Source organism: Streptomyces sp. Tue6028, from assembly GCF_002300165.1.
Taxonomy (GTDB): domain Bacteria; phylum Actinomycetota; class Actinomycetes; order Streptomycetales; family Streptomycetaceae; genus Streptomyces; species Streptomyces siamensis.
The window spans coordinates 127,052-140,614 of the sequence record NZ_MLCE01000015.1; the positions used below are offsets into that span (position 1 = coordinate 127,052).

The 13,563-nt window shown below is 73.8% G+C and carries 13 protein-coding genes; 7 read left to right on the top strand and 6 right to left on the bottom strand.

The features are described 5' to 3' along the window. Positions 1 to 578 precede the first annotated feature (578 nt). The gene (locus BKI49_RS13950) at positions 579 to 1,703 is read right to left on the bottom strand and encodes an ROK family transcriptional regulator (protein WP_095934678.1); all 1,125 of its coding nucleotides are present in this window, start codon (positions 1,701 to 1,703) and stop codon (positions 579 to 581) included. 234 nt (positions 1,704 to 1,937) lie between these two features. Between BKI49_RS13950 and BKI49_RS13955 the strand changes: the two genes are divergently transcribed. Next, the gene (locus BKI49_RS13955) at positions 1,938 to 3,014 is read left to right on the top strand and encodes a Gfo/Idh/MocA family oxidoreductase (protein ID WP_095934581.1); all 1,077 of its coding nucleotides are present in this window, start codon (positions 1,938 to 1,940) and stop codon (positions 3,012 to 3,014) included. After that, positions 3,011 to 3,475, top strand: coding sequence for a heme-degrading domain-containing protein (locus BKI49_RS13960; protein ID WP_095934582.1), 465 nt, complete (start codon positions 3,011 to 3,013; stop codon positions 3,473 to 3,475). The genes BKI49_RS13955 and BKI49_RS13960 overlap by 4 nt, the downstream gene beginning before the upstream one ends. A gap of 262 nt (positions 3,476 to 3,737) precedes the next feature. Here BKI49_RS13960 and BKI49_RS13965 read toward each other — a convergent pair whose 3' ends face one another. From BKI49_RS13965 to BKI49_RS13980, 4 genes are all read right to left on the bottom strand, one after another. Continuing rightward, entirely contained in the window at positions 3,738 to 4,595 is an 858-nt protein-coding gene (locus BKI49_RS13965; protein ID WP_095934583.1) for a fumarylacetoacetate hydrolase family protein, read from the bottom strand. A 133-nt stretch (positions 4,596 to 4,728) separates the two neighbouring features. Then, the gene (locus BKI49_RS13970) at positions 4,729 to 5,487 is read right to left on the bottom strand and encodes a YidC/Oxa1 family membrane protein insertase (RefSeq protein WP_257004783.1); all 759 of its coding nucleotides are present in this window, start codon (positions 5,485 to 5,487) and stop codon (positions 4,729 to 4,731) included. A gap of 151 nt (positions 5,488 to 5,638) precedes the next feature. Then, positions 5,639 to 5,956, bottom strand: coding sequence for a DUF6412 domain-containing protein (locus BKI49_RS13975; RefSeq protein WP_095934584.1), 318 nt, complete (start codon positions 5,954 to 5,956; stop codon positions 5,639 to 5,641). A gap of 170 nt (positions 5,957 to 6,126) precedes the next feature. Continuing rightward, on the bottom strand, positions 6,127 to 6,654 hold the full coding sequence (locus BKI49_RS13980) for a winged helix-turn-helix transcriptional regulator (protein WP_095934585.1): 528 nt from the start codon (positions 6,652 to 6,654) through the stop codon (positions 6,127 to 6,129). 113 nt (positions 6,655 to 6,767) lie between these two features. On the opposite strand from BKI49_RS13980, the gene BKI49_RS13985 reads away from it, so the two are divergent. Continuing rightward, positions 6,768 to 8,261, top strand: a complete 1,494-nt coding sequence (locus BKI49_RS13985) for an MFS transporter (protein ID WP_095934586.1) — start codon at positions 6,768 to 6,770, stop codon at positions 8,259 to 8,261. Positions 8,262 to 8,305: 44 nt separating this feature from the next. Continuing rightward, positions 8,306 to 8,923, top strand: coding sequence for a tetratricopeptide repeat protein (locus BKI49_RS13990; protein ID WP_095934587.1), 618 nt, complete (start codon positions 8,306 to 8,308; stop codon positions 8,921 to 8,923). A gap of 83 nt (positions 8,924 to 9,006) precedes the next feature. On the opposite strand, the gene BKI49_RS13995 is transcribed toward BKI49_RS13990, so the two are convergent. Next, entirely contained in the window at positions 9,007 to 9,843 is an 837-nt protein-coding gene (locus BKI49_RS13995) for a class E sortase (RefSeq protein ID WP_095934588.1), read from the bottom strand. Between the two features lie 270 nt (positions 9,844 to 10,113). Between BKI49_RS13995 and BKI49_RS14000 the strand changes: the two genes are divergently transcribed. The 3 genes from BKI49_RS14000 to BKI49_RS14010 all read left to right on the top strand — a co-directional run bounded on the left by BKI49_RS14000 (position 10,114) and on the right by BKI49_RS14010 (position 13,422). Continuing rightward, positions 10,114 to 11,589, top strand: coding sequence for a glycoside hydrolase (locus tag BKI49_RS14000; protein ID WP_095934589.1), 1,476 nt, complete (start codon positions 10,114 to 10,116; stop codon positions 11,587 to 11,589). A gap of 186 nt (positions 11,590 to 11,775) precedes the next feature. After that, a complete protein-coding gene (locus BKI49_RS14005; RefSeq protein ID WP_095934590.1) occupies positions 11,776 to 12,213 on the top strand; it encodes a DUF3592 domain-containing protein in 438 nt (145 codons plus the stop codon). 189 nt (positions 12,214 to 12,402) lie between these two features. Next, positions 12,403 to 13,422: a YecA family protein gene (locus tag BKI49_RS14010; RefSeq protein ID WP_095934591.1), complete on the top strand. Its 1,020-nt coding sequence runs from the start codon at positions 12,403 to 12,405 to the stop codon at positions 13,420 to 13,422. The last annotated feature ends 141 nt before the right edge of the window (positions 13,423 to 13,563 follow it).

Here is a 13,563-nt window from a genome sequence, read left to right on the forward strand (position 1 = left end):
GCCTCCCCGACCGTGCCATCCCGCTCCGCCCGCGGCGCCCCACCACGCCGGACAAGTCGCACAAATAGCCCGAACGGCGGCCTCTTTCGAGTGCCGGGGGGCCGTCAGGCCGCCGGACGCCGACTCCCGTTGGCAGAGGCCGTTCGACACCGGGGAAGGCAGAGCCCGTCCGGCGCCGGCTCTGGATCGCCGAGCCCTTTCGGCACCGGGGAACGCTCGGTCCGTCCGGCGTCGGCCTTCACTCCGAACCCCGTCCGGTCTGGGGGCGGGAACCGGGCCTGAAGGCGGGAGCCGGGCCTGGAGCCGGTGCGGGGTGTGCCCGGCGTGCCGGGTGCGCGCCGGACGGGTTTCGCCCCCTCCACCCCTGCCCGTCCCTCGTTCCTGGGGCTCCGCCCCCAGACCCCCGGGTCGGCCTGGACGGCCTCGTCCTCAAGCGCCGGACGGGCTGAAGCGCGCCCCCCGTTCTCAAGGGGTGCCGGGCGGGCTGAAGTGCATCGGCCTGAACGGCCTCGTCGTCAAGCGCCGGACGGATTGATCACTCCCCGGCACTCCCAGGCACGGCAGAGCAAACCCCGCCCCTACCCCTCCCCCCGTCCGAACAACGGAGCCAGCAGCAACTGGGCGGCCCCCTCGGCGACGCCCCGCGCCCCGCCCGGAGCCACTCGCACGGGCACCCCCGCGACAGCCCCTTCACGCCGGGCCCGCTCCTCCAGCACCGCCCCGACCCCGCGCACGAACACGTCCTCCGCCGCCGCGACGGTCCGCCCGCCCAGCAGCACGAGATCGATGTCCAGCAGCCCCACCAGGTTCGCGGCCCCCGCTCCGAGCACCCGGGCCGCCTCCTCCGGCGCCCCCCGCCGGACCGCGTCCAGGCACAGCACCTCGATGCACCCCCGGTTGCCGCACCCGCACGACGGCCCGTCCAGCTGGATGACCTGGTGCCCGAACTCCCCCGCCCCGGTGCGGGCCCCACGATGCACGGCCCCGCCGATCACGAGCCCGGCCCCCAGACCCGTACCGAGATGCAGATACGCGAAAGACCCGCCGCCGGAGCCCGCCGGTGCGGCGAACCCGGCGGACCCGGCGGGCTCGCCCCCCGCCACCGCGACCCCCAGGGCGGCGGCGTTGGTGTCCTTGTCCACCACGACCGGCAGTCCCAGCCGTCCCGCCAGCGCGTCCCGCAGCGGGAAGCCGTCCCACTGCGGGAACCCGGTGACGCGGTGCAGCACCCCGCGCGTGTGGTCGAGCGGTCCGGGCAGGGCGACGCCCACGCCCAGCACGGACACGCCGGCGAGCAGCGCCTCGACCTCCCCGGCCGCACCCTCGACGACCGCGTCGCCCCCGGCACCCAGGTCCAGCGGGGCCCTGCGCTCCGCCACGACCGCTCCGGTGAGGTCGCACAGCACCGCCGTGAGCTCGTCCCGGTCGAGATGGAGTCCGACGGCGTGACCGGCCTCGGGGACGAGCCGCAGCACCGTGCGCGGCTTGCCGCCGGTGGAGGCCCGGCGGCCCGCCTCCGCCGCGAGCCCCTCGGCCCGCAGCCGGGCGGTGATCTTGCTGACGGCCTGCGGGGTCAGCCCCGTCCGCTCGGCGAGTTCGAGCCGGCTGATCCCGGCGGGCCCGGCGGCACGCAGCAGGTCGAGCACGAGGGCGGCGTTGTGGCTGCGCAACGCCAGCAGGTTCGCCCCGGCGGGTCCTGCCATGCCGACGGCCCCGCCCGCACCCGAGGAGCCGCCCGACCCGACCACCTCGTCGGCCCCGCCCGGCCCCGCGGCCCCGTGCGCACCGGCCGCCGACTCGGCGACTCCCGCCCTCGCCGGGCTCCCGACCCCTGTCGGCGCCGGCGCCCGTCCCGCCTCTCCCGCGTTCGTCCTGTTCACATCCGCCATTGTCTCCCGCGCTTGCACTTTGGCAACAGCGTTGCGAAAGTGGGAGGCATGACTCGTACTCCCCTCCGTGTGGGCCTCGTCGGCTACGGCCTCGCGGGCTCCGTCTTCCACGCCCCGCTGATCGCCGCGACCGAGGGGCTCGCCCTCGACACGGTCGTCACGTCGAACCCGGAGCGGCAGGAGCAGGCCCGCGCCGAGTTCGGCGACGGCCTCCGGTTCGCCGCCACGCCGGACGAGCTGTGGGCGCGCGCCGACGAGCTGGACCTCATCGTCATCGCCTCGCCGAACAAGACCCATGTACCGATCGCGACGGCCGCGCTGAAGGCCGGTCTGCCCGTGGTCGTGGACAAGCCCATCGCCGGTACGGCCGCCGAGGCCCGCGAGCTGGCGGCCCTGGCCGACGAGCGCGGGCTGCTGCTCTCCGTCTTCCAGAACCGCCGCTGGGACAACGACTTCCTGACCCTGCGCAAGCTGCTGGCCGAGGGTGAACTGGGTGACGTCTGGCGCTTCGAGTCCCGCTTCGAGCGCTGGCGCCCGCAGCCCAAGGGCGGCTGGCGCGAGTCCGGCGACCCGGCAGAGATCGGAGGTCTTCTCTACGACCTCGGCAGCCATGTCGTCGACCAGGCGCTCGTCCTCTTCGGCCCCGCGACCTCGGTGTACGCCGAGTCGGACGTCCGCCGCGACGGCGCCGCGGCCGACGACGACACCTTCATCGCGATCACGCACGCGAACGGCGTCCGCTCCCACCTCTACGTCTCCGCGACGACCGCCCAGCTCGGCCCGCGTTTCCGCGTCCTGGGCTCGCAGGCCGGCTTCGTGAAGTACGGCCTCGACCCGCAGGAGGCGGACCTGCGCGAGGGCAAGCGGCCCGCGGCGGGCACGGAATGGGGTGTCGAGCCCGAGGCCCTGTGGGGCCGCGTCGGTTCCGGGGAGTCCCCGCTGAGCGGCGGCGGGCGACCCGAGCCCACGGTCCCGGGCGCCTACCCGTCGTACTACGCGGCTGTCGCCGCCGCCCTCCGCGACGGCGGCCCCAACCCGGTCACCGCGTACGAGGCGGCCGCCGCGCTCGACGTCCTGGAGGCGGCCCGCCGGTCCGCCCGCGAGTCCGTGGTGGTGTCCCTGTGAACGCGCCGGAGATCGCCGAGCTGGAGGAGCAGGAGCGCCGTCTGACGCTGCCGCACTTCACGTACGACGACGCCTGGGCCCTGGGCACCCTCCTCGTGGAGCTCGCGCGCGAGCGCCGTGCGCCCGTCGCCGTCGACATCCGCCGCGGCGGGCAGCAGCTCTTCCACGCGGCGCTGCCGGGCTCGACCCCGGACAACGACGCCTGGATCGACCGCAAGCGCCGGGTCGTCGAGCGCTACGGCTGCTCGTCGCTCCTGGTCGGCTCGCGTTTCCGCGCGAAGGGCACGACGTTCGAGGAGTCCTCGCGCCTGGACCCCGACACGTACGCCGCGCACGGCGGCGCGTTCCCGATCGCCGTCGAGGGCGCGGGAGTCATCGGCACGGTGGTGGTGTCGGGCCTCCCACAGATCGAGGACCACGCCATGGTCGTAGAGGCCCTGGAGCGGCTCAAGACCACCTGAACACCCCCGGCCCCGCCAACAGGCGGGGCCGGAAGCACCCCGTAAGGGCGCGGAACCAGAGACGCCCCGTAAGGGGCGCGAGGAACGGCGCGCCCAGCCACACTCCACCCGCACGGGACCCGAACCCAGCAAACGCCCCGCCAGGGGCGCGAGGAACGGCGCGCCCAGCCACCCCCAACCGGCACGGGACCCGAAGCCCGAAAGCCCCACCCCCAGCCCCCGACACCCCGGCCCCCGCAGAACCGCAGCCCAAGCGGAGCGCCTACGCGTTCTTGAGGGCCTGCCGCTGCCGCCCCAGCCCCTCGATCTCCAGCTCGACGACGTCACCGGCCCTCAGGTACGGCTTCGGCTCGGGCTGCCCGAGGGCCACGCCCGCGGGCGTACCGGTGTTGATGACGTCACCCGGGTAGAGCGTCATGAACCGGCTGACGTAGCGGACGACTTCGGCGACGGGGAAGATCTGCTCGGCGGTCGTGCCGTCCTGCTTGAGTTCGCCGTTGACCCACAGCTTCAGCGACAGGTTCTGCGGGTCCGGGACCTCGTCGGCGGTCACCAGCCACGGCCCCAGCGGGTTGAACGTCTCGCAGTTCTTGCCCTTGTCCCAGGTGCCGCCGCGCTCGATCTGGAACTCTCGCTCGGAGACGTCGTGCGCGACCGCGTAGCCCGCGACGTGCGCGAGTGCTTCCTCGTCGGTCTCCAGGTAGCGGGCCGTACGGCCGATGACGACCGCCAGCTCCACCTCCCAGTCGGTCTTCACCGATCCGCGCGGCACGAGCACCGTGTCGTTCGGGCCGACGACGGTGTCCGCCGCCTTGAAGAAGACGACCGGCTCGGCGGGCGGCTCGGCGCCGGTCTCGCGGGCGTGATCGTGGTAGTTCAGCCCGATGCACACGACCTTGCCGATGCGGGCGAGCGGCGGCCCGACGCGCAGCCCGGCCGCGTCCAGCGCGGGCAGTTCCCCGGCCGCGGCGGCGGCACGGATCCGGCCGAGTGCCGCGTCGTCGGAGAGCAGCGCCCCGTCGATGTCGGGGACGATGTCCGACAGATCCCGCAGGGTCCCCTCGGCATCGAGCAGCGCGGGCCGCTCCGATCCCGCCGTACCGACTCGCAGCAGCTTCATGATCACAATCTCCCTCGATCGCGGGCCGTCGACCGACGGGTGCAGCCATCGGAGGACTGGTCGATCCTCCAAGTTCGGCGTCCAGTCCGCAATACCCCGTTCACGGACTGGACCGTAACCCCGGCGGCCGGGCTCAGGCGAGGGCCGCCGCCGCGGGTGCCGCGCCCGGCATGTCGCGGTACAGCACCGCCCGCTCGACCGCGCTCCACGTCGTGCTGGTGACCACGTACAGCGCGGCGGCCAGCGGCACCACGGCCACGGTGAAGAGCGTGAAGAAGGACAGGAACGGCATGAACCGGTTGACCGAGGCGAGTCCCGGCAGCTGCTCGTCGCCGGCCGTCGGGGAGGCCGCCGCCATCGTCCGCCTCGTGCGCCGGTAGTTGAAGGTGGCGACGGCCGTGACGACGGCGAACAGGCCGAGGTACACGAGTCCCGGGGCGCCGATGAGCCCGCCGTCGCCCAGGGCGTCCGCCCACCGGCCGCCGAGCGGCGCGGCCAGCAGCCGGTGGCCGAGCAGGGCGTTGGCGTCGCCGCCGATCGTCGAGCTGGAGAACAGGTGGTAGAGGAGGAAGAAGGCCGGCATCTGGAGCAGGCTGGGCAGGCATCCGGAGAGCGGCGACACCTTCTCCTGCGCGTGCAGCTCCAGCACCGCCTTCTGGAGCGTCTCCCGGTCCTTCCCGTGCTTCTTGCGCAGTTCCGCGATGCGGGGCTGGAGTTCGGCGCGCGCCCGCTGCCCGCGCGCCGCCGCCCGGGACAGGGGGTGCACGAGGAGTCGTACGAGCGCGGTGAACAGGATGATCGCCGCGGCGGCCGCCGAGTCGTGGAACAGCGGGCGGAGCAGGTCGGCGAGCTGCTCGACCAGGTCGGCGAAGGCGGACATGAACGTGGACATGGGTGAGCCCTCCGGGGGTCTCGTCGTGCCGGAACGGGACACCTCGACGGCGTCGGGGGCGACGCGCGTCGGGGTTGCGGCATGACGGGCCCGCGCGGGGTGCACGGAGTGCCGGTCGGCGTGACCGGTGACGTGATGGTGCGGTGCGTCCCTACGCGGTGGCCGTCAGGAGGGCCCGGCCGGGTGCGCGCGGGCGGGTGCGGCCGGCGGCGTCGGGATCGCGTTGGGGCAGGAACGCCGTGCGGCGCTCACGGTCGCGGATGGCCGTCCGGACCCGTGTGCGGGGGACGGCGGGCGCGCAGCGCGAGCCGGTGAGGGCGCAGACGGCGAGCGCGGAGCCGGCCGCCGCGGTCGCGGTGAACGCGACGGCCACGGCGGCGGAGAGGCTGCCCGTGTCGAGCAGCGCGACCTCCAGGAGAAGCACCAGCAGCACGGCGACGGGACGCGCGTTCGCCCAGCTCCGTGTCATGGACCGCTTCCCCTCTCCGCTCGTGCGCGTACGCGTGCCTGTGGCCGTGTCCGTACGCGCCTGTGCTCGTACCTGTGCGAGTACGCGCGCCTGCGCTCGTGCCCGTGATGCGGCGGGCCTGCGTCGGCCGTCCGGCACCACGGTTTCCTGCCGTGTTGACGTTCCTGCCGTTATACAGGATCCGTCTCGATCGGCCGCAGCAACCTTCTCGGCTTGAGCAGGGCCCGGCTGACCGGATCCGCCGGGTCCGGATCGAGTCCGGGTCCCGGCACCATTTCGACGTCCGGGACGGGCACGACGGTTCCGCAGGCGGGGCATTCGCCATACGGACCGAGCTCCGTGCCGCAGTCCGCGTGACGGAACGTCCGCAGCTGGGTCTCGGTGAAGTGCTCACGGCCCCACAGTCCGAGTGCGCGCAGCGTGGGCCACAGGGCGATGCCGCGGTCGGTGAGGACGTACTCGTCGCGCGGCGGCGACTGCTGGTAGCGGCGCTTTTCGAGGATCCCCTCGGCGGTGAGCGTCTGGAGGCGGGCGGCCAGGACGGCGCGCGGGACGCCGAGGTGCGCGAGGAAGTCGTTGTAGCGCCGCACGCCGTAGAGCGCGTCGCGGATGACGAGGAGCGTCCAGCGCTCGCCCACGACTTCGAGTGCGCGGGCGATCGAGCACTCCTGCGTCGCGTAGTCCTTGCCCAGAGCCATGCCCCCCACTGTAGCCACTTTCCGACATCTTGGTTCAGTGAACGAACCTAGGGTGCTACGGTCGGAACATCGGAAGGTTCAATGAACGAACTCACGCTCCGAAGGAGCAGGCCATGACCCGGCTCGACCGGACCGACACCTCCACCGACGCGACCGCCGAGGCCGCCGGGACCGACCGGTCCACCGTGGCCGCCCGAGCCGCCGACGCCACCGGGGCCACGGGCTCCACGAGATCAAGGGAGACCCCCGCACCCCCGCCGCCGGGCACCACCCCGCGCGCCGCCCCCACCCTCGCCGTCACCAGCGCCGCCACCGCGGTGGCCCTGATGACGTACACGGCGCCGATGGTCACGCTGCCCGACACCGCCGCCGCGCTGCACACCTCGGTCTCCGCCCAGGCCTGGCTGCTGAACGGCACCCCGCTGGGCCTGGCCGCGCTGCTCCTGGTGGCCGGCAGCCTCGCGGACGACTACGGACGCCGCCGGATCTTCCTGTCCGGCACGGTCGCCCTCGGCATCACCACGGCACTGGGCGCGCTCGCGAGCTCGACCTGGCTGTTCACACTGACCCGCATCGCGCAGGGCGCGGCGAGCGCGGCGATCCTCGCGAGCGGCCTGGGCCTGATCGTCCACGCCTTCCCGACCCCGCGCGGCCGGCTGCACGCGACCGGCGTGTGGGGCGCGTTCGTCAGCGGCGGCATCGCCGTCGGACCGCTGCTCGCGGGCGGCATCGCCTCGACGCTGAGCTGGCGGGTGGCCTACGCGGTGCTGGGCGCGGCGGCACTGGTCGTCGCCCTGCTGGGAACCCGCGCCCTCACCGAGTCCCGCGCACCCCGGGGCGGCCGTCCCGACCTGGCCGGAGCCCTGACGTTCGGCCTCGCCCTGGTGGCCCTCGTCGCCGCGCTCACGATGGGCCGCGACGGCTGGCTGCGCGCACCGGTGGGTCTGCTGCTCGCGGCCTTCGTCGTCCTGACGGCGGCCTTCGTGGCCGTCGAGCGCCGTACCGCCACCCCCATGATCGACCTCGGTCTGCTGCGGCACCGCCGCTTCCTCGCCTCGTCCGCGGGCGGAATGTTCACGGGCCTCGCGGTGATCGGCCTGTTCAGCTTCCTGCCGGCGCTGCTCCAGCGGACACTCGGCCTGTCCGCGATGGACACGGCCTGGCTGTTCCTGCTCTGGTCCGGACTGTCCTTCGCCGTCGCCCTCCAGGCGCGGCGCCTCGCGGGCCGCGTCTCCCCGCGCCACCAGCTCGTCCTGGGCTTCGCCCTGCACGCGGCCGGCGTCCTGACCATGCTCGGCGCGGTCGACGCCGGTTCGTGGACGCGGCTGCTCCCCGGCTTCGTCGTCTCCGGGGTGGGCAGCGGTCTGCTCAACGCCTCCCTGCCGCTGCTCGCGGTGGAGTCCGTACCGGCCGCGCGCGCCGCGATGGGCTCGGGAGCCCAGCAGACGTTCCGCTACATCGGGTCCTGCGCCGGGGTCGCCCTCACCATCGCCCTGGTGACCTCCACCGGCGGGCCGGGACACGGCGCGGACATCGCGATCGGCGTCTCCGCGGGACTGTCCCTGCTGGCTGCGGCCGGTGTGCTGGTGCTGCGGGAACGGACCTGACCGACCGCGCCCGGGGGACCGCGGTCCCCCGTAGGGTGCCGGTCATGGCGACTTCGGCAGCGGAGGGCGACGCCTCCGCCCAGTACCGGCTCGGCAGCGACCTCATGGACCAGGGGCGCCACGAGGAGGCGAAGCGGTATCTCCTGCCGCTCGCCGAAGCCGGCCACCTCGAAGCGGTACGCCGACTGGCCTGGACGGCCAGCGGACTCGCCCACACCGACCCCGCCCACGAGGCGGAGGCCGAGCACTGGCTGCGCCGTGAGGCGGAAGTGCGCCGGGACCCCGACTGGCTGGTGACCATGGCCCAGGAGATGCGCCGGTGGGCGTCGGGCCGGGTCGCCGAGGCCGAGGAGCTGGTGGCCGGGATGGCACGGGCGGGCAGCGCGCGGGCCGCGGGCCAACTGGGCTACTGGAGACGGCTGGACGGCGACCTGACGGCGGCCGTGGAGTGGTACCGCCTCGCCGTCACGCTCGGGCATCGCTTCGCCTGGCGCGACCTCGGCTCCTGCCTGTGGGCGCTGGGCCGGTACGCCGAGGCGGAGGAGCTGTACCGCCCGCAGGCGGAGGGGGGCGACGTGGTGGCGCAGTACGAACTCGCGGCGCTGCTGCACGCGCAGGGCAAGGGCCCGGCGGTGTCCCCACCGGGCCCGCCGCGCCTGTAAGGAGCTCCCCGCCCCTTCTCTTGCGGGCTCCCCGGGCCGGCCGGTCCTCTCACGCGCCCTGCCCGCGGACTTCTCCGGTGGCCTCAGCGGGGCCGCATGGAGCGCAGCACCCCCCACACCGCCAACCGGTACCTGGACGTGTACTCGGGGGTGCAGGTGGTGAGGGTGATGTAGTAGCCGGGCTCGCTGTACCCGTACGACGGCCGGACGGTGCTGCGCGGCACGCTGCGGATGACACCGCCGTCGCTCGGCGAGGTCTGCGGCAGGGTCCGGTCGACGACGTACGTGTACAGCGCGGTCCTGGTCTCGACGGTGATCGTGTCGCCGCGCCGCAGCCGGTTGATGTACCGGAACGGCTCACCGTGCGTGTTGCGGTGTCCGGCGAGGGCGAAGTTGCCTGCCTGGCCCGGCTGTTGGGTGCCCTTGTAGTGGCCGACGTACCCCTTGTCGAGCACGCCCGGCTTGCTGACGCCCTCGGCGACGGGGACACGCAGGGAGAGGCGGGGGACGGTGAGGACGGCGTACGCCTGCGACCAGCGGGGTTGCTGCCCGGAGCCGCCGGCGGTGGAGGTCCGGCGGCCGCCGGCCGGGGAAGCGCCCTCGGCCGGGTCCGGGCCGCCGTCGGAGTCGCCGTCGCTCGCCGCGCCGCCACCGGGACCGCCGGCCGGTGCGGAGGCATCCGCCCGGGGTTCGCCCCACTCCCGCTCCAGCGCCTGCACCTTGCGCTCGGCGCCGTGCCGGGCCTGCCGGTTGGTCCACCACAACTGGTGGACGACGAGGAGCAGCAGCACGAGGCCGACGGTGACGAGGAGTTCGCCGCCGGTCCACAGGGCCCGGCGGCGCAGTGCGCGCCGTCTGCGGGTGCCGTGGTGCACGACGCCGGGAACCCGGCCGCGTACGCCCCCTGGGTGAGCCCGCATGCGTACGCCTCCTTCACCGCCCGGCGGGCAGCCGGGCCCGCACGGTAGGCGATCCCCCCGCAAGTCTCCAGACCCGCGGCTCCCGACCTCTCGCCCCCCTCTTCGTACACCGGTTTTAGAAAGGGCTGTCGCAACTCTCGACAACCCCACGCGCCACACCCGATCCTTCCTGTGGCAGCAGCGCGACGGCCAGTGCCGGCGGACGGCCGGCAACCGAGTCGACACGCCGACCCCGTGGGAACGACCGGGAGTCGGCCGGACGGAGAAGCCATGATCCGACGCAGAACACTGCTGGCCGCCGCGGGCGGCACGGCCCTCGCCGGCACCGTGGCGACGGGCACCGCACGCGCGGACGCGACGATCGCCGTCAACCCCGCCACGACGTACGGGACTTGGGAGGGCTGGGGCACCTCGCTGGCCTGGTGGGCCAACGTCTTCGGCGCCCGGGACGACTTCGCCGACATCTTCTTCACCACCAAGTCGACGACGTACAACGGCACTTCGCTGCCGGGCCTCGGCCTGAACATCGCCCGCTACAACCTGGGCGCGTGCAGCTGGAACAGCGTGAACGGCGAGAGCATGGTCGCCTCCTCCGGCATCCCCGTCTTCAAGCAGATCGAGGGCTACTGGCAGGACTGGAACAACGAGGACCCCGCCTCCTCGGCCTGGAAGTGGACGGCCGACGCCACGCAGCGCGCCGCCCTCGTCAAGGCGACCGCGCGCGGCGCGACCAGCGAGCTGTTCGCCAACTCCCCCATGTGGTGGATGTGTCTGAACCACAACCCGTCCGGAGCGTCCGGCGGCGGCAACAACCTCCAGTCCTGGAACTACCGCCAGCACGCCTCCCACCTGGCCGCGGTCGCCCTCCGCGCCAGGAACGACTGGGGTGTGGACTTCGCGACGGTCGAGGCCTTCAACGAACCGTCCTCCGGCTGGTGGACGGCCACCGGCACCCAGGAGGGCTGCCACATGGACTCCTCCGTCCAGGCCGCCGTCCTGCCCCACCTGAGGAGCGAGCTGGACAAGCGGGGCCTGACCGGCACGCGGATCGCCGCGTCCGACGAGACCAGCTACGACCTGGCCCGTACGACGTGGAACTCCTTCGGCTCGACGACGAAGGCGCTGGTCGACCGCGTCGACGTGCACGGCTACCAGGGGGCCGGCGGGCGCCGCGACCTCCTCTACACGGACGCCGTGACGACCGCGCGCAAGAGCCTGTGGAACTCCGAGTACGGCGACGCGGACGGCACCGGCGCCACCCTCGCGAGCAACCTCCTGCTGGACTTCCGCTGGCTGCACCCGACCGCTTGGGTCTACTGGCAGGTCATGGACCCGTCCCCGGGCTGGGCCATGATCGCGTACGACGCCGGGACCCTCACCCCCGGCGCGGTCCAGACGAAGCACTACGTCATGGCGCAGTTCAGCCGCCACATCCGGCCCGGCATGACGATCCTCGACACGGGGGTGGACCACGCGGTGGCCGCCCTGGACCGGGGCGCCCGGCGCCTGGTGATCGTCGCGCTCAACAAGGCGTCCTCCGCCCAGACCCTCACCTTCGACCTCTCCCGCTTCGGCACGGTGACCGGCTCCACCGGCGGCCTGGTGCGCCGCTGGAACACCGTCACCGGAGGCAGCGGCGACCGCTACACCGCCCACACGGACACGTACCTGACCGGGAAGACGGTCGCCGTCCCGTTCGCGGCGGGGGCGGTGCAGACGTTGGAGGTGGAGGGGGTGGCGGTCTGAGGGGGCGGGTCGGGCCGGAGCGGGATCGGGCCGGGGCTGGGGCTGGGGCCGGGGCCGGCCCCGGCACCGGGGGCGGGGGCGAGGGCGTGATGTCCCGGCCAGCCCCGCGTCCTTGCCCTCGGGGATGCCCAACTCCCCAGCCCCACAAGCTCCCTCGGCCCTCTCGCCCCCATAGACTCCCCGGCCATGAGCGCGTACTGGCTGCTGGCCCTGATCCCCTTCCTCGCGGGCGTGGCGGTGACCGGCCAACAGGGCATGGTCGCCGTGACCGAGCGCGTCGTGCGGCGCACCGCGCGCCGCGTCGAGGGCACGGTCACCGGGCACCTGGCCTCCCGCGAGGCGACGTACGCCGCCCTGCACCCGGTGGTCCGCTGGACCGGGGACGACGGCGTGGAGCACGAGCGCGCCGTCCCCGACACGATCGGCGCCCACGCCCTGCCCGAGGGCAGCCGCGTCCGCCTTCTGTGTGTTCCCGGCGCGCCCGACTCGGTCACCCTGGACGCTCCGGACCGCTACCGGTCGGCGGTCATCGGCGCCTGGGCGGGAGTCCTGCTGTGCGCGGGCACGCTGACCGCCGTCCTGATCCGCATCGCGACGCTGCTGCCCGAGGGATACGGCTACTGATCCGCGCCGGGGTCGATGCCGAGGTTCCAGTACCGGGGTCGGTGCCGAGGTTCCGGCACCGGGCTCGGGTGCCGAGGTTCCGGTACCGAGGTGCGGTCCCCGGCTCCCGGGTCCGCCGGCTGCTCCCGGCCAATGCCCTGGCCTGCCCGTATCTCACTTTCGTAAGGTGACGGCAGTACGGTGTCCCCCATGCGCCCCGACATGCCTGCCGAGAACGTCGACCACAACGCCGAAGCAGCACGCCTGGAGCGGACTGCCGAGCTCTACCCCGAGGACGCCGAACACCTGCTCGTGCAGGCCGCGGCCCACCTCGAACTGGCCGGCGACCGCGCCCGCGCCACGTCGCTCTACGACAGCCTGCTCGCTTCCTCGACGCCCCTCGACGCCCCGTCCCTCGTACGCGCCCTGAAGGCGTCGAACCTGTGGGAGTACGGCCACGAGGCCGAGGCGCGCGCGATCATCGACGGCGTCCGCGCCGCGGCCCCGCGCGACGCCGCTCCCTGGGTGATCGTCGCGGAGGCGCTGGAGCACCACGACGAGCTGGAGGCGGCGCAGGACACGTTCACGCAGGCGGCCACGCTGCTGCTCGCGGACGTGGCCGAGCCCCCGTACTCGACCCTGCCCGTGCTCTTCGGCCGGCACCGGGTGCGCAGGATGCTGGGCGCGGCGCACGACGACTGGGACACCCTGGCGGACACCCTGCACTCGTCGTCGGTCTCCCTGGACGAGCTCCACGACCCCAAGCGGGTCTGGTCCCTGGGCTCCGACAACCCGGCGGACATCCAGGCGGAGATCAGCCGGCTGCGGGCCGAGCTCGGCACCTACCGGGAGGCGCTCTCCCGTCCCTTCCCGGTGGCGGTCCTGCACTGGACGGCGCCGGAGCTCACGGAGCTCGTGAGCGCCTACCCGGGCCTCTCCGCCGAGTACCCCTCCCACGAGGAGCACCTCGCGACGATAGAAGCCTCCCTGCGCGAACTGTCCTCCTCGGGCACCCCGAACCTGGGCATCGTCACCGGCACGGTCCCCTCCTACGAGGCCTTCGCAGCCTCGGAGGCCACGTCGCCCTCCGACCCGGCCCTCCTCCCCCAGTACGCGACGACCCTGGCAGCCCGAGGCCGCGCGGAGGCGTGGCCGCCGCAGCGGGGGGCTGTCTGCTGGTGCGGGTCGGGGCGGGGGTATGGGGAGTGCCACGGGATCACGGGAGCTTGAGTCCGGCGGCGCCGCACTCCTCGCCATCCGCCCCGAAACACGTCCAGGGACATCGAGCACTTCCGTTCCGTACCCACTGTTCCTTCACAACTCGTTCGCGCTAACGTCATATGTGACCAGCTGAACTGGCACGCCCGCACG

Bases quoted from the DNA above. Each gene is read 5' to 3' on its own strand.
- BKI49_RS13950 (WP_095934678.1), bottom strand. From the start codon at position 1,703: ATGGCAGGACCCGCCGGGGCGAACCTGCTGGCGTTGCGCAGCCACAAC.
- BKI49_RS13980 (WP_095934585.1), bottom strand. From the start codon at position 6,654: ATGGCTCTGGGCAAGGACTACGCGACGCAGGAGTGCTCGATCGCCCGC.
- BKI49_RS14010 (WP_095934591.1), top strand. From the start codon at position 12,403: ATGCGCCCCGACATGCCTGCCGAGAACGTCGACCACAACGCCGAAGCA.
- BKI49_RS13965 (WP_095934583.1), bottom strand. From the start codon at position 4,595: ATGAAGCTGCTGCGAGTCGGTACGGCGGGATCGGAGCGGCCCGCGCTG.
- BKI49_RS14000 (WP_095934589.1), top strand. From the start codon at position 10,114: ATGATCCGACGCAGAACACTGCTGGCCGCCGCGGGCGGCACGGCCCTC.
- BKI49_RS13990 (WP_095934587.1), top strand. From the start codon at position 8,306: ATGGCGACTTCGGCAGCGGAGGGCGACGCCTCCGCCCAGTACCGGCTC.
- BKI49_RS13970 (WP_257004783.1), bottom strand. From the start codon at position 5,487: ATGTCCACGTTCATGTCCGCCTTCGCCGACCTGGTCGAGCAGCTCGCC.
- BKI49_RS14005 (WP_095934590.1), top strand. From the start codon at position 11,776: ATGAGCGCGTACTGGCTGCTGGCCCTGATCCCCTTCCTCGCGGGCGTG.
- BKI49_RS13955 (WP_095934581.1), top strand. From the start codon at position 1,938: ATGACTCGTACTCCCCTCCGTGTGGGCCTCGTCGGCTACGGCCTCGCG.
- BKI49_RS13985 (WP_095934586.1), top strand. From the start codon at position 6,768: ATGACCCGGCTCGACCGGACCGACACCTCCACCGACGCGACCGCCGAG.
- BKI49_RS13995 (WP_095934588.1), bottom strand. From the start codon at position 9,843: ATGCGGGCTCACCCAGGGGGCGTACGCGGCCGGGTTCCCGGCGTCGTG.
- BKI49_RS13975 (WP_095934584.1), bottom strand. From the start codon at position 5,956: ATGACACGGAGCTGGGCGAACGCGCGTCCCGTCGCCGTGCTGCTGGTG.